The sequence below is a fragment of the Tepidimonas fonticaldi genome (assembly GCF_001675355.1).
GTDB classification, from domain to species: domain Bacteria; phylum Pseudomonadota; class Gammaproteobacteria; order Burkholderiales; family Burkholderiaceae_C; genus Tepidimonas; species Tepidimonas fonticaldi.
In genome coordinates, this window is sequence record NZ_LZDH01000034.1 from 103,222 (window position 1) to 129,496 (window position 26,275).

The 26,275-nt window shown below is 68.9% G+C and carries 27 protein-coding genes and 1 tRNA gene; 15 read left to right on the top strand and 13 right to left on the bottom strand.

The annotated features are described in order from the left end of the window. Positions 1 to 28: 28 nt before the first annotated feature. Positions 29 to 1,339, top strand: a complete 1,311-nt coding sequence (gabT, locus tag A9O67_RS03980) for a 4-aminobutyrate--2-oxoglutarate transaminase (RefSeq protein WP_068607553.1) — start codon at positions 29 to 31, stop codon at positions 1,337 to 1,339. A gap of 27 nt (positions 1,340 to 1,366) precedes the next feature. On the opposite strand, the gene A9O67_RS13940 is transcribed toward gabT, so the two are convergent. The 4 genes from A9O67_RS13940 to A9O67_RS03995 form a co-directional block, all read right to left on the bottom strand. Further along, positions 1,367 to 1,522, bottom strand: a complete 156-nt coding sequence (locus A9O67_RS13940) for a CcdB family protein (protein WP_197484427.1) — start codon at positions 1,520 to 1,522, stop codon at positions 1,367 to 1,369. Continuing rightward, complete coding sequence (locus A9O67_RS13945) at positions 1,522 to 1,683, bottom strand: CcdB family protein (protein WP_156682242.1); 162 nt, start codon at positions 1,681 to 1,683, stop codon at positions 1,522 to 1,524. Before A9O67_RS13945 ends, A9O67_RS13940 begins: the two co-directional genes overlap by 1 nt. After that, a complete protein-coding gene (locus tag A9O67_RS03990) occupies positions 1,683 to 1,976 on the bottom strand; it encodes a type II toxin-antitoxin system CcdA family antitoxin (RefSeq protein WP_082955345.1) in 294 nt (97 codons plus the stop codon). Before A9O67_RS03990 ends, A9O67_RS13945 begins: the two co-directional genes overlap by 1 nt. 62 nt (positions 1,977 to 2,038) lie before the next feature. After that, the gene (locus tag A9O67_RS03995; RefSeq protein ID WP_068607651.1) at positions 2,039 to 2,935 is read right to left on the bottom strand and encodes a LysR substrate-binding domain-containing protein; all 897 of its coding nucleotides are present in this window, start codon (positions 2,933 to 2,935) and stop codon (positions 2,039 to 2,041) included. 143 nt (positions 2,936 to 3,078) lie between these two features. Between A9O67_RS03995 and A9O67_RS04000 the strand changes: the two genes are divergently transcribed. From A9O67_RS04000 to A9O67_RS04050, 11 genes are all read left to right on the top strand, one after another. Beyond that, positions 3,079 to 4,263 carry an acyl-CoA dehydrogenase gene (locus A9O67_RS04000; RefSeq protein ID WP_068607557.1) on the top strand — a complete coding sequence of 395 codons (1,185 nt, stop codon included), beginning with the start codon at positions 3,079 to 3,081 and terminating at the stop codon, positions 4,261 to 4,263. 6 nt (positions 4,264 to 4,269) lie between these two features. Then, positions 4,270 to 5,478, top strand: coding sequence for a CaiB/BaiF CoA transferase family protein (locus tag A9O67_RS04005; RefSeq protein WP_068607560.1), 1,209 nt, complete (start codon positions 4,270 to 4,272; stop codon positions 5,476 to 5,478). 221 nt (positions 5,479 to 5,699) lie between these two features. Then, entirely contained in the window at positions 5,700 to 6,785 is a 1,086-nt protein-coding gene (locus A9O67_RS04010) for an ABC transporter ATP-binding protein (RefSeq protein ID WP_068607562.1), read from the top strand. A gap of 37 nt (positions 6,786 to 6,822) precedes the next feature. Further along, positions 6,823 to 7,854 carry an ABC transporter substrate-binding protein gene (locus tag A9O67_RS04015; RefSeq protein WP_068607564.1) on the top strand — a complete coding sequence of 344 codons (1,032 nt, stop codon included), beginning with the start codon at positions 6,823 to 6,825 and terminating at the stop codon, positions 7,852 to 7,854. Continuing rightward, positions 7,851 to 9,101, top strand: a complete 1,251-nt coding sequence (locus tag A9O67_RS04020; protein WP_068607566.1) for an ABC transporter permease — start codon at positions 7,851 to 7,853, stop codon at positions 9,099 to 9,101. The genes A9O67_RS04015 and A9O67_RS04020 overlap by 4 nt, the downstream gene beginning before the upstream one ends. Positions 9,102 to 9,115: 14 nt before the next feature. After that, a complete protein-coding gene (locus tag A9O67_RS04025) occupies positions 9,116 to 9,937 on the top strand; it encodes an ABC transporter permease (protein WP_068607568.1) in 822 nt (273 codons plus the stop codon). A 19-nt stretch (positions 9,938 to 9,956) separates the two neighbouring features. Then, a complete protein-coding gene (gene speB / locus A9O67_RS04030) occupies positions 9,957 to 10,901 on the top strand; it encodes an agmatinase (protein WP_068607569.1) in 945 nt (314 codons plus the stop codon). 140 nt (positions 10,902 to 11,041) lie between these two features. Next, positions 11,042 to 12,520, top strand: a complete 1,479-nt coding sequence (locus A9O67_RS04035; RefSeq protein WP_068607572.1) for an NAD-dependent succinate-semialdehyde dehydrogenase — start codon at positions 11,042 to 11,044, stop codon at positions 12,518 to 12,520. Between the two features lie 69 nt (positions 12,521 to 12,589). Further along, entirely contained in the window at positions 12,590 to 14,908 is a 2,319-nt protein-coding gene (locus A9O67_RS04040) for a patatin-like phospholipase family protein (RefSeq protein WP_068607573.1), read from the top strand. Between the two features lie 45 nt (positions 14,909 to 14,953). Further along, positions 14,954 to 15,027 (top strand) — tRNA-Gly (locus A9O67_RS04045). Positions 15,028 to 15,101: 74 nt separating this feature from the next. Further along, entirely contained in the window at positions 15,102 to 16,001 is a 900-nt protein-coding gene (locus tag A9O67_RS04050) for a recombination-associated protein RdgC (protein WP_068607575.1), read from the top strand. Position 16,002: 1 nt separating this feature from the next. On the opposite strand, the gene A9O67_RS04055 is transcribed toward A9O67_RS04050, so the two are convergent. Continuing rightward, the gene (locus A9O67_RS04055; RefSeq protein WP_068607577.1) at positions 16,003 to 16,449 is read right to left on the bottom strand and encodes an OsmC family protein; all 447 of its coding nucleotides are present in this window, start codon (positions 16,447 to 16,449) and stop codon (positions 16,003 to 16,005) included. 118 nt (positions 16,450 to 16,567) lie between these two features. On the opposite strand from A9O67_RS04055, the gene A9O67_RS04060 reads away from it, so the two are divergent. Together A9O67_RS04060 and A9O67_RS04065 are read left to right on the top strand one after the other, a co-directional pair. After that, positions 16,568 to 17,890, top strand: a complete 1,323-nt coding sequence (locus A9O67_RS04060; RefSeq protein ID WP_068607579.1) for an NAD(P)/FAD-dependent oxidoreductase — start codon at positions 16,568 to 16,570, stop codon at positions 17,888 to 17,890. Between the two features lie 28 nt (positions 17,891 to 17,918). Next, entirely contained in the window at positions 17,919 to 18,275 is a 357-nt protein-coding gene (locus A9O67_RS04065; RefSeq protein WP_068607581.1) for a DUF5368 family protein, read from the top strand. 16 nt (positions 18,276 to 18,291) lie between these two features. On the opposite strand, the gene A9O67_RS04070 is transcribed toward A9O67_RS04065, so the two are convergent. Genes A9O67_RS04070 through A9O67_RS04090 form a run of 5 tightly spaced genes read right to left on the bottom strand, consistent with a single transcriptional unit; the run spans position 18,292 to position 22,529 of the window. Further along, on the bottom strand, positions 18,292 to 18,591 hold the full coding sequence (locus A9O67_RS04070; protein WP_068607583.1) for a hypothetical protein: 300 nt from the start codon (positions 18,589 to 18,591) through the stop codon (positions 18,292 to 18,294). Positions 18,592 to 18,628: 37 nt separating this feature from the next. After that, a complete protein-coding gene (thiS, locus tag A9O67_RS04075) occupies positions 18,629 to 18,880 on the bottom strand; it encodes a sulfur carrier protein ThiS (protein WP_068607585.1) in 252 nt (83 codons plus the stop codon). Positions 18,881 to 18,894: 14 nt separating this feature from the next. Beyond that, positions 18,895 to 20,172 (bottom strand): NAD(P)/FAD-dependent oxidoreductase, encoded by a 1,278-nt coding sequence (locus A9O67_RS04080; RefSeq protein ID WP_068607587.1) that lies wholly within the window; start codon positions 20,170 to 20,172, stop codon positions 18,895 to 18,897. Between the two features lie 13 nt (positions 20,173 to 20,185). After that, on the bottom strand, positions 20,186 to 22,033 hold the full coding sequence (locus A9O67_RS04085) for an aldehyde ferredoxin oxidoreductase family protein (RefSeq protein ID WP_068607589.1): 1,848 nt from the start codon (positions 22,031 to 22,033) through the stop codon (positions 20,186 to 20,188). A gap of 19 nt (positions 22,034 to 22,052) precedes the next feature. Further along, a complete protein-coding gene (locus tag A9O67_RS04090) occupies positions 22,053 to 22,529 on the bottom strand; it encodes a 4Fe-4S dicluster domain-containing protein (RefSeq protein WP_068607592.1) in 477 nt (158 codons plus the stop codon). Between the two features lie 228 nt (positions 22,530 to 22,757). On the opposite strand from A9O67_RS04090, the gene A9O67_RS04095 reads away from it, so the two are divergent. Then, positions 22,758 to 23,894, top strand: coding sequence for a helix-turn-helix domain-containing protein (locus tag A9O67_RS04095; RefSeq protein WP_231960200.1), 1,137 nt, complete (start codon positions 22,758 to 22,760; stop codon positions 23,892 to 23,894). 24 nt (positions 23,895 to 23,918) lie between these two features. On the opposite strand, the gene A9O67_RS04100 is transcribed toward A9O67_RS04095, so the two are convergent. Genes A9O67_RS04100 through A9O67_RS04110 form a run of 3 tightly spaced genes read right to left on the bottom strand, consistent with a single transcriptional unit; the run spans position 23,919 to position 26,172 of the window. After that, positions 23,919 to 24,719, bottom strand: a complete 801-nt coding sequence (locus A9O67_RS04100) for a substrate-binding domain-containing protein (protein WP_068607593.1) — start codon at positions 24,717 to 24,719, stop codon at positions 23,919 to 23,921. After that, positions 24,716 to 25,447, bottom strand: coding sequence for an ATP-binding cassette domain-containing protein (locus A9O67_RS04105; RefSeq protein ID WP_068607595.1), 732 nt, complete (start codon positions 25,445 to 25,447; stop codon positions 24,716 to 24,718). Before A9O67_RS04105 ends, A9O67_RS04100 begins: the two co-directional genes overlap by 4 nt. After that, the gene (locus A9O67_RS04110; protein ID WP_068607597.1) at positions 25,444 to 26,172 is read right to left on the bottom strand and encodes an ABC transporter permease; all 729 of its coding nucleotides are present in this window, start codon (positions 26,170 to 26,172) and stop codon (positions 25,444 to 25,446) included. The genes A9O67_RS04105 and A9O67_RS04110 overlap by 4 nt, the downstream gene beginning before the upstream one ends. Between the last annotated feature and the right edge of the window lie 103 nt (positions 26,173 to 26,275).

The window sequence follows — 26,275 nt, forward strand, 5'->3', positions numbered from 1 at the left end:
CGCCGCCGTCCCTCGACCGGAGACCCCCATGCACAGCGACCCCCAACTGCAATCCGCCGCCAAGACCAACGCCGCGCTGATGGCCCGCCGCCGCGCCGCCCTGCCCGCCGGCCTGGGCCAGACCTACGAGGTCTTTGCCGACCATGCCGAAGGCGCCGAGATCTGGGACGTCGAGGGCCGCCGCTACATCGACTTTGCCGGCGGCATCGCCGTGCTCAACACCGGCCACCGCCACCCCAAGATCGTCGAGGCCGTCAAGGCCCAGCTCGACAAGGTGCACCACACCTGCTTCCAGGTACTGGCCTACGAGCCGTATGTCGAGCTGGCCGAGCGCCTGATCGCCAAGGCGCCGGGCAACTTCGCCAAGAAAGCCTTCTTCCTGTCCACCGGGGCCGAGGCGGTGGAAAACGCCATCAAAATTGCGCGCGCAGCCACCCAGCGCCAGGCCGTGATCGCCTTCGGCGGCGGCTTCCACGGCCGCACCCTGCTGGGCATGGCGCTGACCGGCAAGGTGGCGCCGTACAAAGCGGGCTTTGGCCCCTTCCCGGCCGAGATCTACCACGCCGAATACCCCAACCCGCTGCACGGCATCAGCGTGGCCGACGCCCTGCGCTCGGTGGAGCACATCTTCAAATACGACGTGGAGCCGCAGCGCGTGGCCGCCATCATCCTGGAGCCGGTGCAAGGCGAGGGCGGCTTCTACGTGGCCCCGCGCGAGTTCGCCCAGGCCCTGCGCGCGCTGTGCGACCAGCACGGCATCGTGCTGATCGCCGACGAGGTGCAAACCGGCGCCGGCCGCACCGGCACCTGGCTGGCCTGCGAACAGTGGGGCGTGGCGCCCGACCTCATCACCATGGCCAAGAGCATGGCGGGGGGCTTTCCCCTGTCCGCAGTCATCGGCAAGGCCGAGATCATGGACAAGCCCCTGCCGGGCGGCCTGGGCGGCACTTACGCCGGCAACCCGCTCGCCTGCGCCGCCGCGCTGGCCGTGCTGGACGTGTTCGAGGAAGAGCGGCTGCTGGAGCGCTCCCGCGCCGTGGGCGAGCGCCTGCAAGCCGGACTGCGCGCCCTGGCGCAACAGCACCCCGAGATTCAGGACGTGCGCGGCCTGGGTGCCATGGTGGCCATCGAACTGTTCGACGGCGGCGACCACAGCAAGCCCGCCGTTGAACTCACCAAGCGCATGTGCGCCGAAGCGCTCAAGCGCGGGCTGGTGCTGCTGTCGTGCGGCGTGTACGCCAACGTCATCCGCATTCTGGTGCCCCTGACCGCCAGCGATGCGCTGCTGGACGAAGGGCTGGCCATCATGGGTGAGGCGCTGAAGGCGGCCAAGGGGTGAGGGGGAGTGCGGCTTGGCCGCACTCTCTCAAAACCCGTGAAACAGAAAATCCAACGCCCCGTTGATCACATCCTGTTGCGCTGACCAGTTATCCACCCGGCGGCGCAGCAGTCGGCGTGGAATAGCGCCCAACTTGGGGGTCTCCAGCACCAGCTCTACCTCATCGAGCACGAAAACGGGCATCAACCGCTCCGGTGGCCGCATCCCCCGAAGGCGTCCAGGCGCCGCAGGGGAATGACGACGGTGGTGTCCAGACCATCCAGGAGGTCGCTCTGGACCTCAAGCAAGTAGGGCGTGGTAGTCGCCAACTGACCGGGATTGGCGAATACGTCAAAGCGAGCCATCAGAAGCTCTGCCACTCCTGCAAGGGCAGCCCCTCGGCCTCGACGATGCGGTTGTAGGCGGCCAGAAATGCGATATGTTCGGCACGCCAGCGCCGCTCCTGCTCCCGGCGAACCACCTCACGCAGGTGTGCATCCCAAACCTGGGACACGTTTACACCCAGCCGTTTGGCGTCTTCCAGCACATCCGCGCTCAGGCTGAGATTGACCGCTCGCTTGGCTGGCTGAGAAGCCCCTGCGCGGGCCGCGGAGCGGTTGCGCACTCGGCGAGACGTGGGGCTGGACGAGGCGAACATGTGCAAAGTCCTTGACAGACGGAATGCGCATAGTGTATGCGTAAAACATCGGCGCCCGGCCATCAACGCCCACACTCCCCCATCACCCACGCCCTGAACGCCGACAGCGCCGGCCGCTCGGTCACCTGCGGCTGCACCAGATAGTACGCCCGCTGGGCTTTCAAGGGCCGCGGGCACGCCACCACCAGCGCGCCGCTGGCCAGCTCCGCCTGCACCAGCAGGGTGGGCATGAGGGCCACGCCCAGGCCGGCCATGGCGGCGGCGGCCTGCATGGAAAAGAGTTCGTATCGGGGGCCCGCCATGGCGCGGGGGGCGTCAACACCTTGGGCGTCGAACCACTGGCGCCAGGCCTCGGGCCGGGTGGACTGCTGCAGCAGAGGCCATTCGGCCAGCGCGGCCGGCTCGACGGGCTGGCCCTGGGGCAGCAGGCGCGGGCTGCACACCGGCAGCACGTCTTCGTCCATCAGGTGGGTAGCCTGGGTGCCGGCCCATTGCTGCAACTGCTGCGGGGTACCCGCCCACAAGGCGGCGTCGATGCCGGTGTCGGTGAACAGAAAGGGCCGGGTGCTGGTTTCCAGATGCACCAGCAAGTCGGGGTGTTGCGCGGCCAGCCGGGGCAGGCGGGGAATGAGCCAGCGGGTGGCGAAGGTGGGCACGGTGGCCAGCGTCAGGCTGTCGCCCTGCCCGCGGCGGCCCATCAGATCCACGGCGTCGCGCTCCAGGGCGTCGAGCCGCTGACGCACCTGGCGGGCATAGTCGGCCCCGGCGGGGGTGAGCGCCATGCCGTGCTGGGTGCGCTTGAACAGCGGCACACCCAGAAATGCCTCCAACGCCGCCACCTGACGCGAGACGGCGCCTTGCGTCAGGTTTAGCTCTTGCGCGGCGCGGGTGAAGCTCTGGTGGCGGGCTGCGGCTTCGAAGCAGTTCAACGCTTGGGTGGAGGGGAGCTTGCGCCTCATGGTCACGCCTCGGGTCATCGTGCAGACCAGCACGCCTTTTATTCGATTCGATCATATCTGACCGAAAATTTTTCGTTTGCCAAGCCCGATTCCCCGCCTTAGGATGGGCCCGTTCGCAACCCCTCCAGATGTGAGACATCCCCATGGCTTCCCACGCCCGCTTTTCCTGGTCCGACCCCTTCCTGCTGGACGAGCAGCTCACCGACGACGAGCGCCAGGTGCGCGACGCCGCCCATGCCTACTGCCAGGAGCGCCTGCTGCCCCGCGTGCAGGAGGCCTTCCGCCACGAAAAGACCGACCGCACCATCTTCAACGAGATGGGTGAACTGGGCCTGCTGGGCCCGACCATCCCCGAGCAATACGGCGGCGCGGGCCTGAACTACGTCTGTTACGGCCTGGTGGCGCGCGAGGTGGAGCGCGTCGACAGCGGCTACCGCAGCATGATGAGCGTGCAAAGCTCGCTGGTGATGGTGCCGATCTACGAATTCGGCACCGAGGCCCAAAAGCAGAAATACCTGCCCAAGCTGGCCACCGGCGAATGGGTGGGCTGCTTTGGCCTGACGGAGCCCAACCACGGCTCCGACCCCGGCAGCATGATCACCCGGGCCAAGAAGGTGCCGGGCGGCTACTCCTTGAGTGGCGCCAAGATGTGGATCACCAACTCCCCCATCGCCGACGTGTTCGTCGTCTGGGCCAAGGACGATGAGGGGCAGATTCGCGGCTTCATTCTGGAGAAGGGCTGGAAGGGCCTGAGCGCCCCCGCCGTGCACGGCAAGGTGGGGCTGCGGGCGTCCATCACCGGCGAAATCGTGATGGACGAGGTGTTTTGCCCCGAAGAAAACGCCTTCCCCGAGATTCGCGGCCTCAAAGGCCCGTTCACCTGCCTCAACAGCGCGCGCTACGGCATCGCGTGGGGGGCGCTGGGCGCGGCAGAGGACTGCTACTTCCGAGCCCGCCAGTATGTGCTGGACCGCCAGCAGTTTGGCCGCCCGTTGGCCGCCAACCAGCTCATCCAGAAAAAACTGGCCGACATGCTGACCGAAATCAGCCTGGGCCTGCAAGGCTGCCTGCGCCTGGGGCGGCTGAAGGATGAGGGCAAGGCCGCGGTGGAAATCACCTCCATCCTCAAGCGCAACAGCTGCGGCAAGGCGCTGGAGATTGCCCGCATGGCCCGCGACATGATGGGCGGCAATGGCATCAGCGACGAATACGGCGTGGCCCGCCACCTGGTGAACCTGGAGGTGGTCAACACCTACGAAGGCACGCACGACATCCACGCGCTGATCCTGGGCCGCGCGATCACGGGCATTGCGGCCTTCTCGGCCTGATGCGCCATGGTGCCGAATGCCACTTCGGGCGCCCCAGGCGCCGGTACCGAGCCTCCCCGCCCGCTGGCGGGCGTGCGGGTGTTGGACCTGTCGCGCGTGCTGGCCGGCCCGTGGGCCAGCCAAATCCTGGCCGACTACGGGGCCGACGTGATCAAGGTGGAGCGGCCCGGCAGCGGCGACGACACCCGCGCCTGGGGACCGCCCTGGTGGCAGCCCGACCCGGCGCGGGGGGATGCGCGCGTGGCGGCCTACTTCGTCTGCGCCAACCGCGGCAAACGCTCGGTCGCCATCGACATCGCCAGCCCCGAGGGCATCAAGCAGGTGCGTGAACTGGCGCGCGAAGCCGATGTGCTGATCGAAAACTACAAGGTCGGCCAACTGGCCAAATACGGCCTGGATGCGCGCAACCTGCAGGCCATCAACCCGCGGCTGATCTACTGCTCCATCACCGGTTACGGCCAGAATGGCCCGCTGGCGCACAAAGCCGGCTACGACTTTGCCATCCAGGCCGAAGGCGGGCTGATGAGCATCACCGGCGAGCCCGACGGCGAACCGCAGAAGGTGGGCGTGGCCGTGACGGACCTGATGACGGGGGTGTACGCAGCCACCGCCATCCTGGCCGCGCTGCACGAGCGCCAGCACACCGGCCGCGGCCGGGTACTGGATGCGTCGCTGTTCGATGTGCAGGTGGCCATGCTGGCCAACCAGGCCAGCAACCAGCTCATCGGCCAGCGCACACCCCGGCGCATGGGCAATGCCCACCCCAACATCGTGCCCTATCAGGCGTTCCCCACCCGCGACGGGCACCTGGTGCTGGCCGTGGGCAACGACGGGCAGTTTCAGCGCTTTTGCGAAGTGGCCGGCCACCCCGAGGTGGCCCGCGATGCGCGCTTTGCCACCAACCCGGCGCGGGTGGAACACCGCGGCCTCCTGGTGCCGCAGATCGCCGAATGGACCCGCACACGCGACACGGCCGATTGGGTGCGGCAACTGGACACGGCCGGCGTGCCCTGCGCGCCGATTCATGACATTGGGCAGGTGATGGCCCACCCGCATGTGCAGGCGCGCGGCATGGTGCTGCCCGCCGCACCGGGCCGCCCCCCGATGGTGGCGCATCCAGTGCTCTTCGACGGCCAGCGGCCCACGGCGCAGCGCCCGCCCCCGGCGCTGAACGCCGACCGGGCAGTATGGGCAGACGGCTCCAGCGGGCGCTGAGCGTGGCATGCCGGCGGACGGTGCACCCCATGGGGGCATGGCCGCGGCGGCATGCACCATCTGCCAGCACGGCGCTGCCACAACCGCCCTCGGCGCACCATAGGGGTTTCCCTGTAGTGGAGGTGACAGCAGCACACCCGGGCCGACGAGCGGCCCCAACTGTATCGGCGATGGGGTCCATTGCCCGGTAGATTCGCGCCAGTGGTACTTGACAACGACGCATGACGACACAAGCCCCCCTGGTCACCTTCTCCGGCGTCCAGAAGACCTACGACGGCGAGCACCTGGTGGTGCGCGACCTGCACCTCGACATCGAAGCGGGGGAGTTTCTCTCGCTGCTGGGGCCGTCCGGCTCGGGCAAGACCACCACGCTGATGATGCTGGCCGGCTTCGAAACCCCCACCGCAGGCGAGATCCGGCTGCGCGGGCGCGACATCACCCACACGCCGCCGCACAAGCGGCACTTCGGGATGGTGTTCCAAAACTACGCGCTCTTTCCCCACATGACGGTGGCGGACAACATCGCCTATCCGCTGACCGTGCGCCGCATGCCGCGCGCGGAGCGCGAGGCCAAAGTCAAGCGCGCACTGGACATGGTGCAGATGGGGCGCATGGCGGACCGTTACCCAGCGCAACTCTCCGGCGGTCAGCAGCAGCGCGTGGCCCTGGCCCGGGCGCTGGTGTTCGACCCCCAGCTCGTGCTGATGGACGAACCGCTGGGCGCCCTGGACAAGCAGTTGCGCGAGCACATGCAAATCGAGCTGAAGGCGCTGCACCGGCAACTGGGCATCACCTTCGTTTACGTCACGCACGACCAGTCCGAGGCGCTGACCATGTCGGACCGCGTGGCCGTGTTCAACGAGGGGGTGATCCAGCAGATCGACCGCGTCGACCGCCTGTACGAAACGCCTGTCAACCGCTTCGTCGCCTCCTTCGTCGGTGACAACACGGCGCTGGAGGGCCGCGTGGTGGAGACCGCGGGCACGGACGCCATCGTGGCGCTGCCCGATGGCACCCGGCTGCGCGGCCTCAACGTCAACGGCGCAGCTGCCGGCGACGCCGTGCACTGCTGCGTGCGGCCCGAACGCATCGAGGTGCTGGAACACGACAGCCCCAGCCCCGATGGCAACGTGATCGACGCCGTGCTGGACGATGTCATCTACTTCGGCGATCACCTGCGGCTGCGCTGCCGGCGCCCCGGCGGCACGGAGGTGACGGCCAAACGCCCGCTGTCGCAGCGGCCCCATGCCCCCGGCGACACCCTGCGGCTGCATCTGCCGGCGGCCCATGTGCGCTGCTACCGCTGACACCCCTTTCCCCCCCACCCACAGGAGAACCCTGACCATGCGTCTCACCGCCACGCTCCTTGCGATCGCCGCCCTGTGCGGCACCGCCGCCCATGCGCAGCAATCTCTTACCGTGGTCAACTTCGGCGGCGCCAACGGCGCGGCCCAGAAGAAGGCCTACTTCGAGCCGTTCGAGAAGGCCCACAACGTGCGCATCACCGGTGTGGAGTACAACGGTGAACAGGCCCGCATCAAGGCCATGGTCGAGGCCAAGAAGGTCACCTGGGATGTGGTCGAGGTCGAAAGCCCCGACGTCAACCGTGGCTGCGACGAAGGTCTGTTCGAGCGCCTGGACTGGGGCAAGATCGGCAACAAGGCCGACTTTCAGCCCGCCGCGGTACATGAGTGCGGCGTGGGCATCTTCATTTGGTCCACGGTTCTGGCCTACGACGGCGACCGCCTGAAGACGGCTCCGACGAGCTGGGCGGACTTCTGGAACGTGCAGAAATTCCCGGGCAAGCGCGCCATGCGCAAGGGCGCACGCTACAACTTGGAGTTCGCACTGATGGCCGATGGCGTCAAGCCCGCCGACGTGTACAAGGTGCTGGCCACCAAGGAAGGCGCGGACCGGGCGTTTCGCAAGCTGACCGAGCTCAAGCCCCACATCCAGTGGTGGGAAGCGGGCGCACAGCCGCCGCAGTTCCTGGTCGCGGGCGACGTGGTCATGTCCACCGCCTACAACGGCCGCATCGACGCCGCCCAGCGCGAGGGCCGCAACCTCAAGATCAGCTGGAGCGGCGGCATCTACGACCTGGACTACTGGGTCATCCCCAAGGGCTCGCCCAACCGCGATCTGGCGTACCGCTTCATCGCCGCCGCGAGCACGCCCGAGGCGCAGGCCGAGTACGCCAAGCTGATCTCTTACGGCCCCACCAACAACAAGGCACTGGCGCGGCTGGACGCCAAGGTGCAGGAGCAACTGCCCACCTCGCCGGCCAATGGCAAGGATGCGCTGCGCTTTGACATCCGCTTCTGGGCCGACCAGGGCGAGGCTCTGGAGAAGCGCTTCGCGGCGTGGGCGGCGCAATGACGGCGGCGGTGGCGATCCCGGGCGGCGCCGACTTGGCGCGGCAATTGCGCCGCGCCCAGCGCCGGCAGCAGTGGCGCGCGGCGGCGCTGACCGCTCCGCTGTTGCTGTTCCTGCTGGTGTTCTTCCTGGTGCCGCTGGGCAGCCTGCTCGTGCGCGCGGTGGAAAACCCGGAGGTCGCCGACGCCCTGCCGGCCACCGCGCGGGCCCTGGCCGACTGGGACGGCAACACCGCGCCGCCCGCGGCCGCTTACGCGGCCATCGCCTCCGACCTGGGCGCCATCACCGAAACCGCGCGGGCCGGCGCCCTGGCCCGCCGCCTCAACAGCGAGGCGCCCGGCGCGCGCTCGCTGATCATGGGCACTTACCGCGCCGTGCGCGATTGGCCGGCCCCGCCCGGCAATGCCGATCAGGCCCGCCAGGCCCTGCTGGAGCTGGACGCCCGCTGGGAGGAACTGCCCTACTGGCAAGCCATCGCCAAGAACACGCAGCGCTGGACGCCGGACTACCTGCTGGCGTCGGTGGACCTGCGCCGATCGGTGAACGGCGCGATCGAGCGCATCCCCGCCGACGAGGCGGTGTTCTCGCAGATTCTGTGGCGCACCTTCGAGATCAGCGCGGTCGTGACGCTGGTCGCGCTGCTGATGGCCTACCCGCTGGCCTACTGGCTCAGCACCCTGCCCGAGCGGCGCGCCAATCTGCTGCTGATCCTGGTGCTGCTGCCGTTTTGGACGTCGGTGCTGGTGCGCATTGCGGCCTGGATCGTGCTGCTGCAGAACAACGGCCTCATCAACCACTGGCTGCAAACCATCGGGCTGACCAACGGGCCGCTGCCGCTGCTGTTCAACCGCACCGGCGTCATCATCGCCATGGTGCACATCCTGCTGCCGTTCATGATTCTGCCGCTGTACAGCGTGATGAAGACGGTGCCGCCCAACTACCTGCGCGCCGCCGTCTCGCTGGGCAGCCATCCGCTGGCGGCCTTCGTGCGCGTGGTGCTGCCGCAGACCTACCCGGGCATCGCTGCGGGCAGCCTGCTGGTGTTCATTACCTCCATCGGCTACTACGTGACGCCCGCGCTGCTGGGCGGCGCCAGCGATCAGATGCTCAGCTACTACATCGCCCAGTACACCAACGTCGAAGTCAACTGGGGCATGGCCTGCGCCCTGGGGGCCGTGCTGTTGTCGGCCACGCTGGTGCTGTTCGTGTTCTACCGGCGTGTCTCGCGCGGCGGGCTCAGCCTGGGTTGAAGGGGAATCCGACGATGCGACGCTGGCTGCCCGACCTGCCTTCGCACTACCGCTGGTTCGACCGGCTGGGCTGGTGGCTGCTGCGCCTGGCGGCGCTGGCGGTGCTGGCCTTCCTGATCCTGCCGATCGCGGCCATCGTGCCGCTGTCGTTCAGCGACAGCACCTTCCTGGCCTACCCCATCGAGAACTGGTCGCTGCGCTGGTACCGCGAGATGTGGCATGCGCCCGAGTGGATCCGCGCCGCGCGCAACAGCTTCATCGTCGCGCCGGCCGCCACCGTGATCGCCACCGTCCTGGGCACGCTGGCCGCCATGGGCTTGGCGCGCACGCGCTTTCCAGGCAAGGAGTTGATCAACAGCATCGTGGTCGCGCCCATGGTGGTGCCCATCGTCGTCGTGGGGGTCGGCACCTATCTGTACTTCGCGCGGCTGGGGCTCAACGACTCGTACCTGGGGCTGATCCTGGTGCATGCCGCGTTGGGCGCGCCCTTCGTCGTCACCACCGTGCTGGCCACGCTGCAAAACTTCAACACCAACCTGGTGCGCGCGAGCCTGAGCCTCGGCGCGGGGCCGCTGGAGACCTTCCGCCGCGTTACCCTGCCCGTGATCGCGCCGGGCGTGATCTCCGGCGCCCTGTTTGCCTTTGCCACCTCGTTCGACGAGGTCGTGGTCACCCTGTTTTTGGCCGGCCCGGGACAGGTCACCCTGCCGCGGCAGATGTTCACGGGCATTCGGGAGAACATCTCGCCCACCATCGCTGCGGTGGCGACGCTGCTGACGCTGTTCACCACCGCCCTGATGCTGACGCTGGAGTGGCTGCGCGGCCGCCGGCGCTGACCCCATCCCCCCACCGACCATGCCCCACCAACCCCTCGGCGGCAATGCAATGCCGCGCTTTGGCGGCCCGGCAACCATGATGCGGCTGCCCGCCGCGACCTCGCCCGCCGGGCTGAACGCCGCCTTCATCGGCGTGCCATTGGACATCGGCACCAGCCACCGGCCGGGCGCCCGCTTCGGCCCGCGCCAAATCCGGGCCGAGTCGTGCCTGCTGCGCCCGTACAACATGGCCACCGGCGCGGCGCCGTTCGACACGCTGCAGGTCGCCGACCTGGGCGACGTGCCGATCAACACCTTCCACCTGCCCAAATCGGTCCAGATCATCGAGCAGCACTACCGCCCGATCGTCGATGCGGGCTGCATCCCGCTGACGCTGGGCGGCGACCACACCATCGTGCTGCCCATCCTGCGGGCCGTGGCCGCGCGCCACGGGCCGGTGGCCCTCATCCATGTGGATGCGCACGCCGACGTCAACGAGCACATGTTCGGCGAACCCCTGGCGCACGGCACCCCCTTTCGCCGCGCGGTGGAGGACGGCCTGCTGCAAGGGGACAAGGTGTGGCAGATCGGCCTGCGCGGCACGGGCTACGCGGCGGACGACTTCGACTGGCCGCGGGCGCAGGGCTTTCACATCGTGCCCGCGCACGAGGTCTGGTGGCGCTCGCTGGCGCCGCTGATGGCCGAGGTGCGGGCCGCCATCGGGCCGGACACTCCCACCTACCTGAGCTTCGATATCGACGGCATCGACCCGGCCTACGCGGGCGGCACCGGCACGCCCGAAGTCGGGGGCCTGAGCGTGCCGCAGGCGCTGGAGATCGTGCGCGGCTGCCGCGGGCTGAATCTGGTGGGCTGCGACCTGGTCGAAGTGTCGCCGCCCTACGATCCCAGCGGCAACACCGCCTTGCTGGGCGCCAACCTGCTGTACGAGATGCTGTGCGTGCTGCCCGGCGTGGCCTATCGCTGATCGGGGCCGCGCGATATGCCCCGGGGCTGTATCGGCCGCGCGGCCCGCACAGCGCCGCGGCGGCTGTCACCCGCTGTACCGGTCGCACGGGCGCCTTCGCGCTACAGTGTCGCCATCTTTTGGACGTGACGGAGACGACGATGGACATGAAGGCCTCCCCGCTGGCCCAGCTCAAGGACCCGACGCTGCTCAAGACCGACGCTCTGATCGACGGACAGTGGGTGTCGGGCGCCGAGCGATTCGACGTGCATGACCCCGCCACAGGGCAAAAGCTGGCCGACGTGGCCAAGCTGGGCCCCGCCGACGCCGAAGCGGCCATCGCCGCCGCCAACGCCGCCTGGCCGGCGTGGCGCAACAAAACGGCCAAGGAGCGCGCCAACATCCTGCGCAAGTGGTACGACCTGCTCATGGCCAACCAGGACGACCTGGGCCGCCTGATGACCGCCGAGCAGGGCAAGCCCCTGCCCGAGGCCAAGGGCGAGGTCGCCTACGGCGCCAGCTTCGTCGAATGGTTTGCCGAGGAGGCCAAGCGCGTCAACGGCGAGACCCTGCCCCAGTTCGACAACAACCGCCGCCTGCTGGTGCTGCGCCAGCCGATCGGCGTGTGCGCGGCAATCACGCCGTGGAACTTCCCGCTGGCGATGATCACCCGCAAGGTAGCGCCCGCACTGGCCGCCGGCTGCCCGGTCGTCATCAAACCGGCGGAGCTGACGCCGCTGACCGCGCTGGCCGCGGCCGAACTGGCCATCCGCGCCGGCATCCCGGCCGGGGTGCTCAACGTGCTGACCAGCGACGGGCCGGGCAGCGTGGAAATCGGCAAGGTGCTGTGCGCGAGCGACGTGGTGCGGCACCTGAGCTTCACCGGCTCCACCGAGGTCGGCCGTATCCTGATGGCGCAGTGCGCTCCCACGGTCAAGAAGCTGTCGCTGGAGCTGGGCGGCAATGCGCCGTTCATCGTCTTCGACGATGCCGACATCGACAGCGCGGTCGAAGGGGCGTTTGCCAGCAAATACCGCAACGCCGGCCAGACCTGCGTCTGCTCCAACCGCATCTATGTGCAGGAGGGCGTCTACGAGGCCTTCGTGCAAAAGTTTGCGGCCAAGGTGGCCACGGCCAAGGTGGGCAACGGCTTCGAGGACGGCGTCAACCAAGGCCCGCTCATCGAGGAGGCGGCGGTCCAGAAGGTGCAGCGCCACGTCGAAGACGCCATCGCCAAGGGCGGCCGCGTGCTGACCGGCGGCCGGCGCCTGGGCGGGCTGTTCTACGAGCCGACCGTGATCGCCGACGCCCGCCCCGACATGCTGTGCGCAAAGGAAGAGACCTTCGGCCCGTTTGCGCCGGTGTTCAAGTTCCGCACCGAGCAAGAAGCCATCGACGCCGCCAACGCCACCGAGTTCGGGCTGGCCAGCTACTTCTACAGCCGCGACGTGGGCCGCATCTTCCGCGTCGCGGAGGCGCTGGAATACGGCATGGTGGGCATCAACGTCGGCATTCTGGCCACGGAGCATGTGCCGTTCGGCGGCGTCAAGCAATCCGGCCTGGGCCGCGAGGGCTCGCACCACGGCATGGACGAGTACGTGGAGCTGAAGTACGTCTGCATCGGCGACGTGCTGAAGTGACGTGACGGAGCGGCCGGGGGTGGCCGTACACTGGCGACGCCCCCTGCCGATGGTCTCCGCACGCATCCCATGATCCGTTGTCTCTGGCGGCTGCTGGCCGCCTTCGCCTGGCTGGTGGCGGCGCACGGCCAGGCCGCCGGCGCCGCCAGCCCCCTCCTCGACCGCACCGCCGCGCCAGCACCGGACACCGCGGCCGCGCCCTCCGGCCACCGGCCGCGCATCGGGCTGGTCCTGTCGGGCGGAGGGGCGCGCGGCTTCGCGCACGTCGGCATCCTGAAGGCGCTGGAGGCGGCGCGTGTGCCGGTGGACGTCATCGCCGGCACCTCCATGGGCGCCATCATCGGCGGCCTGTACGCCAGCGGCATGGACCCGGCCGCGCTGGAGCGGGAGATTCTGGCGGTGGACTGGGGTCGGCTATTCGACGACCGCCCGCCCCGGCAGGACCTGACCCAGCGCCGCAAGGAGGAGGACTTCACCTACTCGCCTGCGGTGCGGCTGGGCTTCAAGGACGGCCAGTTCCAGTTCCCCAAGGGGGCGGTGTCGAGCAGGTCGCTTGAGCTGCTGCTGCGCCGCTACACCCTGCACACCCGGCACCTGCCGGACTTCGACGCGCTGCCCACGCCCTTTCGCGCCGTGGCGACCGACATGGAGACGGGCGAGCCGGTGCTGCTCTCGTCGGGGGATCTGGCCGCCGCCTTGCGCGCCAGCATGTCGGTGCCGGGCGTGTTTTCGCCGCTGGAGTGGGACGGCCGCATCCTCGGCGATGGCGGCCTGGTCAACAACTTGCCGGTGGACGTCGCGCGGGCGATGGGGGCGGAGATCGTCATCGCCGTCAACATCGGCACCCCGCTGGCCCGCCGCGAAACGCTGGGCACCGCGCTGGGCGTCACGGTGCAGATGATCAACATCCTGACGGAGCAAAACGTCCGCCGCAGCATCGAGGGCCTGAACCGCCGCGACCTGTTGCTGACCCCCGATCTGGGCTCGCTGACGGCGGCCAGCTTCGACCAGGGCCCGGCGCTGATGGCGATCGGGGAGCGCTACGGGGCCTCCGTGATCGAGGCCCTGCGGCGCTTCGCGCTCGACGAAGTGGCCTACGCGGCGTGGCAGTCCGCGCGGCAGACGCGGCACGAGGCCCTGCTGGCAACGCTGCCCGACTCGCTGGCCTTCGTGCGCATCGAGGGCGTCTCGTCGGCACAGGCGGCGCGGCTGATGCGGCAAATCGACGTGGCCCCAGGCGATGCCCTGGAGCCGCACCGCATCGAGGAGGACCTGGGCCGGCTGGTGGCGCTGGACGACTACGTCCAGCTCGACTACCGGCTGGCGCCCGCCACCGACGGCACGGGCGAGGGCCTGATCTACCGGCTGCGCGACGACGACGGGGCGCGGCACCAACTTCGGCTCGGACTGAACCTGCAGACCGACTTCCAGGGCCAGGGTGACTTCCGCCTGCGCCTGAGCCATACCCTGCGCGACGCCGGCCACCGGGGCGCCCAGTGGCGCACCCGGGTGGAGTTGGGCGCGACGGTGGCGCTGGGCACCGAGTGGTACCAGCCGCTGGGCGACGACCGCAGCCGCTTCACGAGCGCGTACGCGGACCATGAACTGCGCAAGATCGAGTGGTTCGACGCCGGCGGCGATCCCCTGGCGCTGTTCCACCGCCGCACCACGCGCATCGGCGCCGACCTGGGCTGGCACCTGGGGCGGGCCGGCAACTGGGGCGACGTGCGCGTCGGTGCGATCGCCGCACGCCGCCGCTCGCTGATCGACTACGACAACCAGCGGGTCGGCCGCGGCACGCTGCGCGACGTGGGCTGGCGCGAGTATGCGTGGCGCCTGGCGTGGGTCTCGGATCAGCTGGACCACGCCAACTTCCCCGGGCAGGGGCACCGCTACCAGATCGAGTGGCAACGTGGCCACTACCGCGCCCGGGGGACCGCGACGGACTTCATCCGCTGGGAGGCGAGCCTCAACGAGGTCTTTCGCGACGGGCCGCACGTCTGGAACCTCTACGGACGCCTCAGCCGCTCCACCGCGCTGCCGCCGGGCGCCGCAGACGAGTACTCGCTGGGCGGCTTCCAGCAGCTCTCCGGCTACCGGGTCGGCCAGGTGGCCGGCAATGCCCTGATGCTGCTGCGGCTCGGCTACTACCGGCGACTGTCGCTGAATCCGGGCGTGGCGCGGGCGCTGTTCGTCGGAGGCACGCTGGAGGCCGGCGGGGCCTGGGATGCGACGGAGCGGCTGCGCCTGTCGGGCTACCGCGACAACCTGCGCTGGGGCAGCAGCGCATACCTGGGCGCGGACACGGCCATCGGCCCCGTCTACCTCGGCCTGGTGCACGCCCCCCGCGGCTACACGGGCCTGTACTTCCTGCTCGGCAAACCGTGAACGGCCCGGCCCCGCCCGGGCTTTGCTCTACAATACTGGGGCGACGCGGGCGTCGTTCAATGGTAGGACCTGAGCTTCCCAAGCTCAAGACGTGGGTTCGATTCCCATCGCCCGCTCCAGCATCCCCGCAGCCGGCATGCCGCCGGTTCCTGCAACCGATGGCACGTCCGGCCGTCGACGAGCTCCCCACACCGTGTTCAAGAACCTGACGGTCTTTCGCATCGGCGACGGCTTTGCCGCGACCCTGGAACAGATGGAGCAGGCCCTGGCGGCCCTGCCCTTCCACCCCTGCGGCCCCACCCAGATGCAGAGCGAGGGCTGGGTGCCACCGCGCGGCCAGCCCCATGCCCCCCTGGTCGAGTCGGTGGCGGGCCACCGGTTGATGCGCTACCGCATTGAGACCAAGCGCGTGCCCGGGGCCGTCGTCAAGCGCGCGCTGCAGGCGCGCTGCGCCCAGATCGAAGCCTCCGAGGGCCGCCAGCCGGGCCGGCGCGAGCAACGCGACCTGAAGGAAGCGATCCTGCAGGAGCTGCTGCCGATGGCCTTCGCGCAGGCGGTGGACGTGCAGATCTGGCTCGACGTGGGCGCGGGGCGCATCGCCTTCGACAGCACGTCGCCCAAGCGCGTGGACGCGGTGGTGACCGCCCTGGTCCGGGCGCTGGACGGGCTGCGTGTCGAGCCGCTGGAGACGGCACTGTCCCCGGCGACGGCGATGGCCGGCTGGCTCGGCTCCGCGCCGCAGGACTGGCCCACGCACTTCGCCCCTGGCCGCGACGCCGAACTCAAGAGCGACGGCGACAGCCCCGCGGTGGTGCGCTTCACCCGCCACGTGCTCGACACCGAGGATATGCAGCGGCACCTGGCGCAGGGCAAGCGGCCGACCAAGCTGGCCCTGGACTGGGACGGCCGCGTGAGCTTCGTGCTGACCGACGGCGCGCAACTGCGCCGCATCGCCTTCCAGGACGGCGTCTTCGAGGACAACGACGCTGGCGAGGGCGACGGTTTCGACACCGACGCCGCCATCGCCACGGGCGAGCTGTCGGCGCTGATCGGCGACCTGCTCGCCGCGCTCGGCGGTGAGCAGCGGCGCTGACTCAGCCCTTGAGCACCTGCCCGTCGCCGCCGATCACACGCACGTCGATCGGGATGCCCTGCCGCACGCTCATCGAGACGGTGCAGAACTCCTCGAACTGACCGAGCACCCGCTCCAGGTGCTCGTAGGCGGTCCCTGGACGCTCCAGCCGGATGTCCACCTCGATGCGCTGGACACGCAGGCGATTGGCCTCGTTGCGGCCGACGGTGGCGCGCGCCACCGTGGTCAGTGCGCCCGGGTCTTGTTTGAACTTGGTGAGCGCGAAGGTCAGGCTGGCGCTCAGGCAGTTGGCCACCGCCGCGAGCAGCAAGTGCTTCGGGGTCGGCCCGTGGGAGTCCCCCAGCGGCGGCGGCTCGTCGCTGAGCAAGGGGGGCGTGCCCAGGCCGAAATCGATCGCGAACTGGTAGCCGCTGCGGCGGACGAGCGTGACGGTGGTCGGTGTGTCCATGTTCGGGTTTCTCCGGGGTCGATTGGGCGGGACGCTTGCGCTGGATCAAGGAATCCCGCGCGTTCCGCTCCCATCATACAAACTCCCAAGGGTATCAACCATCCATGAGGAGACGGTCATGGTCCGATTCGATCCCGATCGCCGCGAGGCGCTCGCACGTCTGGCCGCACTCGGTGCCCTGGGGCTCATGGCCGCCCCCGGGGAGTCCCGGTCGGACCCCACACCGGTGGACGGCAAGGCCCGCATCGTCATCGTCGGGGCCGGGGCGGCCGGACTGGCCAGCGCCTCGCACCTGCGCCGCCGCCTGCCGCAGGCGAGCATCACCCTGATCGACGCGCGGCGCGACCACTATTACCAGCCCGGCTTTACCCTGGTGGGCGCCGGCATCAAGCCCGTCAGCTACGTCGTGTCGACGACGCAGGAGTACGTCGCGGCCGGCGTCGAATGGGTGCAGGAGGCCGCCGCCGAGATCGATCCCGAGGCGCGCCGGGTGACCACGGCGGGTGGGCGCAAGGTGGGTTACGACTTCCTGATCGTCGCCTGCGGCCTGGAGCTCGACTACGCGGCCATCGACGGCATGGACACCGCCTGGATCGGCCGCGACGGGGTGGGCAGCGTGTACAACGGCCCGGAGGCGGCCGCGGCCACCTGGAAAGTCATGTCCGCCTTCGCCGCGCAAGGTGGGGTCGGGCTGTTCGGCCGCCCGCACACCGACATGAAGTGCGCCGGGGCGCCCCTGAAGTACACCTTCATCACCGACGACCGTCTGCGCCGTGCGGGCATGCGGGGCAAGGCCGAGCTGCACTACCTCGCGCCGCAAAAAACGCTGTTCTCCGTCCCCATCGTCTCGGAGAAGGTGCGCATGCTGTTTCAGGACCGCGGCATCCGTCCGCACTACGAGCACCAACTCGTGTCCATCGACCTGGGGCGCCGGCTCGCCACGTACCGCTCGATCGCCGGGACGACGGAGCTGAAGTACGACTTCATCCACGTCGTGCCCCCGATGCGCGCGCCCGCCGTGGTGCGCGACAGTCCCTTGCCCTGGCAGGACGGCCCCTTCGCCCGCGAGCGGTGGCTGGAGGTGGACCGCGAGACGCTGCGCCACAAGCGCTACGACAACGTGTTCGGCGTCGGGGACATCGCCGGCGTGCCCAAGGGCAAGACGGCCGCCAGCGTCAAGTGGCAGGTGCCGGTGGCAGTGGATCACCTGGTCGGCGACATCAGCGGCAAGCCCTCGCAGGACAAATACAACGGCTACACGTCGTGTCCGCTGATCACCCGGCTGGGTCGGGCCATGCTGATCGAGTTCGACTACCAGGACAACCTCTATCAGTCGTTCCCCGGTTTCATCGCGCCGCTGGAGGAGTTGTGGGTGAGTTGGGTCATGAAGACGATGGCCCTCAAACCCACCTACATCAGCATGCTGCGCGGCCGCACCTGACCTCCTCACCGCCTAGGAGACCCCGATCATGAAGACCTACGACCCTCTGGTGTTCCTCGCGGTGTTCCAAGAGATGCTGGGCCCGCTGCTGTGGATCCTGCCGCTGCTCGCGCTGAGCACGGTGGTGGGATTCGGCTGGGTATGGCGGCGGGACGGCCACATCGTGTCGCGCCGGCTGGTGCAGTCGGAGCTGCTGGGCCTGCTCGGCGGCGGTGTCGCCCTGGTGGTGATGGCCGCGGTGTCGTCGTCGGGCTTCACCGACGCGGCCGGCCCGGCGGACTGGTTCCTGATCCTGATCGTCTACGGTACCGGCTTCGTCGCCACGATGCTGCTGGCCTACACCGTGATGGGGCTACTGGGCCGCCCAAGCGGCAGCGCCACGTGACCCAGCGAGGCGAGACTCAACCGCCACCGCGCTGCAGATAGAGATCGAAGCGGCGCATGAATCGGTGACGTTCGTCGGGGGTCAGCCCCTCGAAGCGAAAGCCCACCCACAGCCGGGGCAGCCGGATCAGGGCGATGGTCCGGAAGGGCAAGGGTCGCCAGGTAAGCACGAGGGTCCCCGTGCCGATGCGGACCTGCACGCCGTCGCCTGTGCGCGACCAGGGGTGGTCCCCGATCGCCGCGGGCAGCCAGCCCAGCCACTCCTGGACCGTGCACCCCATGTCGCGCTCGAAGGTCTCCGGGTAATACGACTGCATGGGACGGGGCGGTCCGGACGGGGGCGACCAGGGTCGCTCAACCCCCAGCGATTGGCGGCCAGACCGCCAGCACGTCCCCCGGGGCCAGCGCGCGCCCGGCGCGCTCGGACGGGGGCACGAACACACCATTGACCAGCACCAGGTGCACCAGCTTCGGGGGGAGCTGATGGTGGTCAATGACGGTCTGCACCGTGGTGCCCTCGGGGACCTCCAGCTCGATCTGATTGAAGCGCGCGCCAGGGGGCAGGTAGTCCCCCAGCGTCGCGAACAGCTTGAATGTGACCTGCATGCGAACGCGGCTCCTCAGCGCCGACGGGTGTCGGCCGCCCCTGCCCACCGGGACTGCGCCTGGGCGGTGGCCAGGTACGCGGCCATGAAGCGTGTCGGATCCTGCATCAGCTCGCGCTTCCACGCGCCCAAGCGGACCTTGCCCTCGACCAACCCGCGCAGGGCGCCGATGTGGTCGGTCCAACCCACGCTGTTGCAGCCGACCATCACGTCACCGTCGAAGCACAGGCTCAGCACCTTGTGGTGCTGCGCATCCACCCGCTCCACGCGGTCGCCACCGGGCACGCCCTGCCAGTTGCCGAAGCTGGTGGAGATCAGGCCCAATGTGTCGAGCACGTTGATTTGCGTGACGCCGCGCAGCTCGGCCCGCTGCCCCACCATGTTGAGGGCGGCCACGCGCGCCTGGTCGGCCGCGTTGGGCTGGATGGCGCTGACGATGGTGGTGCCCGAGACCTTGTCGAACGCCTCGGCGCAGTCGCCCGCCGCGAAGACGCCGGGGACGTTGGTCTCCATGTGCTCGTCCGTCAGCACGCCCTGCAGGCAGCGGATGCCCGAGTTTTCCAGGAAGCCGATGGCGGGCTTGACCCCGGCGGCGATGATGACCAGGTCGGCCTCGACGTGCCGTCCGTTGGACAGACGCACGCACAGCGGCGCCCCGCGCTCGATGGCCTCCAGCCGCGTGCCGGTGTGCACCGCCACGCCCTGGGCCTCGCACCAGTCGCGAATCATGCCGCCGGCGGCCGGCCCCATCATGCGCGGCACCATGCGGTCACCCATCTCGACGATGGTCAACGCCACGCCGCGCTGCTGCAGCGCCTCCATGATGATGCAGCCGATGAAGCCGGCACCCAGCTGCAGCACCCGGGCACCGGGCCTGGCGCGCGCCATGATGGCGCGGGCATCGGCCAGCGTCCAGCAATGGTGCACGCCGGCCAAATCGATGCCGGGAACGGGCGGACGGGCCGGCCGCGAGCCGGTGGCGATCAGCAGCCGGTCGTAGGTCAGCGTGCGGTCGCCGTCCAGCGACACCGTGCGTGCCGCGGCGTCCACCGCCGTCGCCCGCCCCTGCACCCGCTCGATGCACAGGCGGTCATAGTGGTCCGCCGCCTTGCGCAGGTGAGTGCCGGCCTCGTCGATGTGCCCGATCAACAGATACGGAATCGCCATGCGCGAATATGGCGGCTCCGGCTCGTCGCCGACGAGCGTGATGCGATCCGCCGGAGCATGCTTGCGGATGGTTTCGGCCGCGATCACCCCGGCCGGCCCGGCCCCCAGAATGACGTGGTGGGTCATGTCGTGCGTTGGATCAAAGGCCCAGTCGCGCCTTGGTTTCGGCGGTCGGGCGGCCTTCCGCGTCCCAACCCCGCACCGCGTAGTACTTGGGCAGCATCTCGGGCAGCTTGTTGACCAACCCCTTGGCGGGGCCGCTCTTGGCGGGCTCGGTCAGCAGGCGCGGCGGCAGGCTGTCGTCCTTGGCCGTGAAGCCGGCGGCGTTGTTGAACTCGCGCTCCATGTTCCAGATGCGCTCGCCGATGCGCTCCAGCTCCTCGGTGGTGTACTCGTCGCCGCAGGCGGCCGCAACCTGCGGCGCCACGTCGGCCAGCCCCCAGGCAAAGCTGGTAAAGATGCAGATGCCCGCCGAGTCGAACGCCGCCGTGGCGTCCTGGAAGGCTTTGACCAGCTCGGGCTTGCCCTCGGCCGTCAGCGGGTCGGTCTTGACGGGGATGCCCAGCACCTCGGACGCCACGGTGTAGCCGCGCAGGTGGCAGGCACCGCGGTTGCTGGTCGCATAGGCCAAGCCCATGCCCTGGATGCCGCGCGAGTCGTAGGCGGGGAACTCCAGGCCCTTGACGCTCATGGACAGCTCGGGGTGGCCGTACTTCTCGCACAGGCGTTTGGAGCCCAGCCCGATCTCTTTGCCAAACCCGACGCCGTTGGCCGTCATGTCCGCCAGCTCGCACAGCGCGCGGGCGGAGCCAAACGGCGCTTCGATGCCGATCTGTTCCTTGGTCAGCACGCCCAGTTCGTACAGCTCCATGACGGCACCGACGGTGGCCCCAAAGCTGATCGGGTCCATCCCGTGCTCGTTGCAGATCAGGTTGGCGTACTGCAGCGCCTCCAGATCGTTCACGCCGTTGGCGGCCCCAAGCGCCCACGCGGCCTCGTACTCCAGCCCGCCGCTGGCCCCCCAGTACTGGGGCTTGTTCTGCACGCTGAAGTGCGTCTCGTCGATCTTGCTGATGCGCCCGCACGCGATGGTGCAGCCAAAGCACGCCTGGTTGGTCACGAGGTGCGTCTTGCCGTCGGTGGGGCGCGGCGTCAGCATGGCCTCGGCCGAAATGTCTTTGGCCCCCTCGAACTGCACGTCGCGGTGGTTGCGCGTGGGCAACGCGCCGATTTCGTTGATGACGTTCATCAGCACCTGCGTGCCGTATTTGGGCAGCCCCTGCCCCGTCACTGCGTTGTCGGCCAGGATCTTTTTCTTTTCTTTCGTGACCTGCATGAAGGCCTTGGGATCGCGGACATTGCCCACGCCCTTGGTGCCACGCACGGCAATCGCCTTGAGGTTTTTGCTGCCCGCCACCGCCCCGACGCCGGAGCGGCCGGCGGCGCGGTGCAGGTCGTTGACCACTGCCGCGTACAGGACCTGGTTTTCGCCCGCGCGCCCGATGCTGGAAATGCGCAGCAGCGGGTCCTGCAGCGAGCTCTTGAGGATTTCCTCCGTCTGCCAGACCGATTTGCCCCACAGGTGCGAGGCGTCGCGCAGCTCGGCCACGTCGTCGTTGACGTACAGGTACACCGGCTTGGGCGATTTGCCCTCGAAAATGATCATGTCCCAGCCGGCCATCTTGAGCTCCGCCCCCCAGTAACCGCCGGAGTTGGAGCAGGCAATGGCCCCAGTCAGCGGGCCCTTGGTGATGACGGTGTAGCGTCCGCCGGTGGAGGCCATGGTGCCCGTCAGCGGCCCGGTGGCCCAGATGATCTTGTTGTCGGGCGACAGCGGATCGACCTTGGGGTCCACTTCCTCGACCAGGTATTTGCTGCCCAGCCCGCGCGAGCCCAGGTATTGGCGCGCCCAGGTCATGTTCAGCGGCTCGGCCATGCAGGTGCCGGCCGTCAGATTGACGCGCAGGATTTTTCCAGCCCAAGACATGTTCGTGCTCCTTTGACGATCAGGCCGCGGCCGTCTGGTTGCCCAGTTTGTCGGCCCACTGCTTCATGCGGTCGATGCCGGTCCAATTGGCATCGATGAAGGTGATGGCGCCCGTGGGGCAGGCATCGGCACAGGCCGGATCGCCACCGCACAGATCGCACTTTTGGACCTTGCCGGTTTCCTGCACGTAGTTGACGGTGCCGAAGGGGCAGGCAATGGTGCACACCTTGCAGCCGACGCAGGTGGTCTCGTTGACGACCTTGGCTCCCGTGACCTTGTCGACCGTGATGGCCTCCACCGGGCAGGCATGCAGGCACCACGCCTCGTCGCATTGGGTGCAGGTGTAGGGCACTTTGCGCCCGGTGTGGTGGAAGTCGAACACCTTGATGCGCGATTTGGACGTGGCGTATGTGCCGTAGTTTTCGAACGAGCAGGCCATTTCGCACTGAAGGCAGCCCGTGCACTTGGCCGGATCGATGTGCAGCACCTTTTGCATGCTTGGTCTCCTGGGTAGCGGGGCCGCAAGGACGCCCTTGTGAAGTTCACCGCTTTGGTATTGTTGTAGGAGAATCCCCTGCCATCCTTGGGGATAACCCTAGTCGGCCGGGGAGGCGTGCGGAATTTCTCAAAATGCGACAGTGAACGTGTACGACGGGCGTCGCGCCGAATCGGCATTTGCCGTCCAATTGCCCCGGCGGAGCCCCAAAACGATCAGGAGACGACCTTGGCCCTTGCCCCCACCCGCCCCGGCGAATCGGTCAGCCCGCGGCCGATCCCCCCGCACGCCCGCACCGTCGCCATCGACCAAGCCCGGCGCCGGATGCTCGACGGCCCGCAGCTCGACGGGGATGTGCCGGGCCTCGAGCCGTGGATCGCGTCCTCGTGGCGCCGCTGCCTGGCACGCGGGCAACGCCCAGGCGAGCGGGTGGTGTTCGACAGTGTCAGCGCCGCCGTGATGCGGCGGACCTTGGAAGCCAGCCAGACCCTGAGGCAGGCGGCCACCCCCATCATCGACCGCACGCTGGGTCGGGCAATGTCCGACACCGGCTACTTTGCGCTGCTGACCGATCCGAACGGAATCGTCATCGACGTGCACGGCCCGGTCGATCCCGGCAACCGGCATATCCATGCAATCGCCCGCATCGGCGTGGATCTGTCGGAGAGCGCGATCGGCACCTCGGCCATCGGCGCCGCGCTGACCGAGCGGATGCCGGTTTGGCTGCACCGGGGGGAACATTTCTTCGACAACACCGCGGTCTACAGCTGCGCCGGGGCACCGCTGTTCGACCCCGACGGCGCATGCATCGGCATGCTCGATCTGACCGGTGTCATGGCGCCGGAGCGCCGCGCCCTCAAGCACTTGGTCAGCGTGACGGCGCGCCGCATCGAAAACGCCCTGGTGCTGTTGCGCCCCCATGCCCTGAGCCTGCGACTGACGTGGCCCGGGCATCTGCCGGGCGATGACGACGATGGCCTCCTGATCCTCGACGCCGACGGGCGCATCGTGGGCGCCAACCGCACGGCCACCGAGATGCTGGACCTGCGGGCGAACATCGGGGCGAGCGCGGGCGGCTGGCCCCACGCCGACGAGGTGTTTGCCGTGCCGTATGGCGACCTGTTCAGCGCCGCGCGACGGGGGCGCGGGCCGCTCGAAGTACCCAGTTGGCTGGGGCTGCGGCTGCTGGTGTTGGCGCAGTCGGGGGGCGACGACACCCAACACGGCCCCAGCTTACCTCTCAAAAGCCGGGAGGCGGCCCTCATCCGCCACGCCGTGGCGCAAGCTGGCGGCAATGTGGCCGAAGCGGCGCGGCAACTCGGAATCAGCCGGGCAACGGTCTATCGCAAGCTGGCCCAGCGCTGAGGCCGGCAACACCTGCCGCGCCGATCAGCGCCGCGCGCTCGGGAAGAAGGCCGCCTCCCCCCCGATCCGATAACTGGCAATCGCTGCTTGCCCCATAGGCCCGGTGATCCAATCCACAAACGCTTGTGCCGCTGCCGTCTTGACGTGTGGGTGTCGTTCGGGGTTCACTCGAATCACCCCGTAGGGATTGAACAGGCGCGGGTCCCCCTCGACCAGCACGGCCAAATCGGCGCGGTTTTTGAAGTTCAGCCAAGTGCCGCGATCCGTCAACACATAGGCAGCGGTGGCGGCGGCCATGTTGAGCGCGGCCCCCATGCCGCAGCCGCATGGCCGATAGCCGCTCCATCCAGGCTCGGGTCGCCCCGCCTGCGCCCAAAACCGCAATTCGGCGGCGTGGGTTCCGCTCCTGTCGCCGCGTGAGACGAACGGCGCGCCGGCTGCCGCCACCTTACGCAGCGCCTCCACGATGTCGCGCCCCCGAACACCGGCGGGATCCGTCTTGGGCCCCACCAGCACGAAATCGTTGTACATGACCTCCAGCCGCTGCACCCCCCAGCCTTCCGCAACGAAGCGCTCCTCGGCCGCCTGATCGTGCACGAACAACACATCGGCATCGCCGCGGCGCGCCATGTCGATCGCTTGCCCGGTCCCCAGCGCCACCACCTTGACCTCGATCCCTGTCGCCTGTCGAAACCGTGGCAATAGGTGGCCGAAAAGACCCGACTGCTCCGTCGAGGTGGTGGAAGCCACGACGAGGGGCTGCGCGTGAACCGTCCACGCCACGAGACAGCCGACAGCCGTCAGTAACCAGGATAGCAACTTCATGGGGTTTCTCCAAGGACAAAAGCACGAGCCTGAGGCGAATGCCGCGCCAGGACATCGGGGTCGAAAAAATCATCCACAGGAAGATCGGCCAGAATGCGCCCTGCTTCCAGATAGACGACGCGGCTGGCCAGGCGCCGCACCTGCCCCAGTTGGTGACTGCTGAAAATCAGAGTCCCTCCCCCCTCCTGCGCTGGTGAGGCGCCAGGAGCGGCGAAAGTGCGGATCAAGGCCTCGACCTCGAGCCGGGCCTGCGGATCGAGGCTGGCGGTCGGCTCATCGAGCAGCCAGACATTGGGGTGCTGCGCCCAGGCCCGGGCCAGGGCCAACCGCTGCTGCTGCCCCCCCGACAAGGTCCGCCCGTTGCGCCCCGCGTAGGCCGCCAGGCCCACCCGCTCCAGCGCTTGCAGGGCCAGCACCCGCGCCTGTGCCCAGCGCTGCCCCTGCAACCACAGCGCAATCGCCACGTTGTGCAACGCGCTCGAGCGCATCAGGTACGGCCGCTGGAACACCAGGGCCGCACGCACCCCCGGGGCGCGGTGCAATACGCCCCCCACCGGCAACAGACCCATGAGCGTACGCAACAGCGTACTCTTGCCACTGCCGTTGCTGCCCACCAGCGCCACGCGCTCGCCAGACTGCACGCGCAGGTCGATCCCGCGCAAGGCGTGTACCTGCCCCGCAGGGCCCAGACGGACGTGCACCCCGCGAAAGTCATATAGCGGCGTCATGCGCGCGCCTCCAGCAGTGTAGGCCCATCCGCCCGTTCGCGCCAGCGTCGCAGCAGCGCCACCAGGGCATTCAGGATCAGCACCACCCCCAGCAGGACGATGCCCAGCCCCAGCGCCAGCGGCAGATCGCCCTTGCTGGTCTCCAGCGCAATCGCCGTCGTCATGACGCGGGTAAAGCCATCGATATTGCCGCCCACGACCATCACCGCCCCCACCTCCGAGACCGCGCGCGCAAACGCCGTGATCACGACCGTCAGCAGCGCGTACCGCTCATCCCAAGCGAGCAGCCAGCCGCGCCACACCGTCCCGGCGCCCAGCGCGCGCAACTGCTCGCCGTACTGCGATTCCGCATCCTCCACCACCTGGCGCGTGAGCCCGATGACCAACGGCAACACCAGCACCGTCTGCGCCAGCACCATGGCCTGAAACGTAAACAACCACCCCAGAAAGCCCAGCGGCCCCGAGCGGGACAGCAGCAGGTACACCACCAGCCCGACCACCACCGATGGAACCGCCAGCAGCGTATTGACCAGCGTCACGACGGCAGCGCGCCCCGGAAAACGCGCCACGGCCAGCCATGTTCCGATCGACAACCCCAGCACGCACGCCAACCCGCAAGCGGTCGCACTGACCGCCAACGACCGCGCGACGATCTGCCGCAACGTCGCGTCCCCCGACAGGACCAACCCCCAGGCAACCGCCAACCCCTGCGCAAAAGACTCCATGACCGTGCATCGTAGCGGCCGAGCAAACGGCAAGCGCCCGTGGCTTTCCCGGTATGCAGCGGCGTGCATAGGCCTGGGGACACCGGCAGCGCAGGCGGTGCCC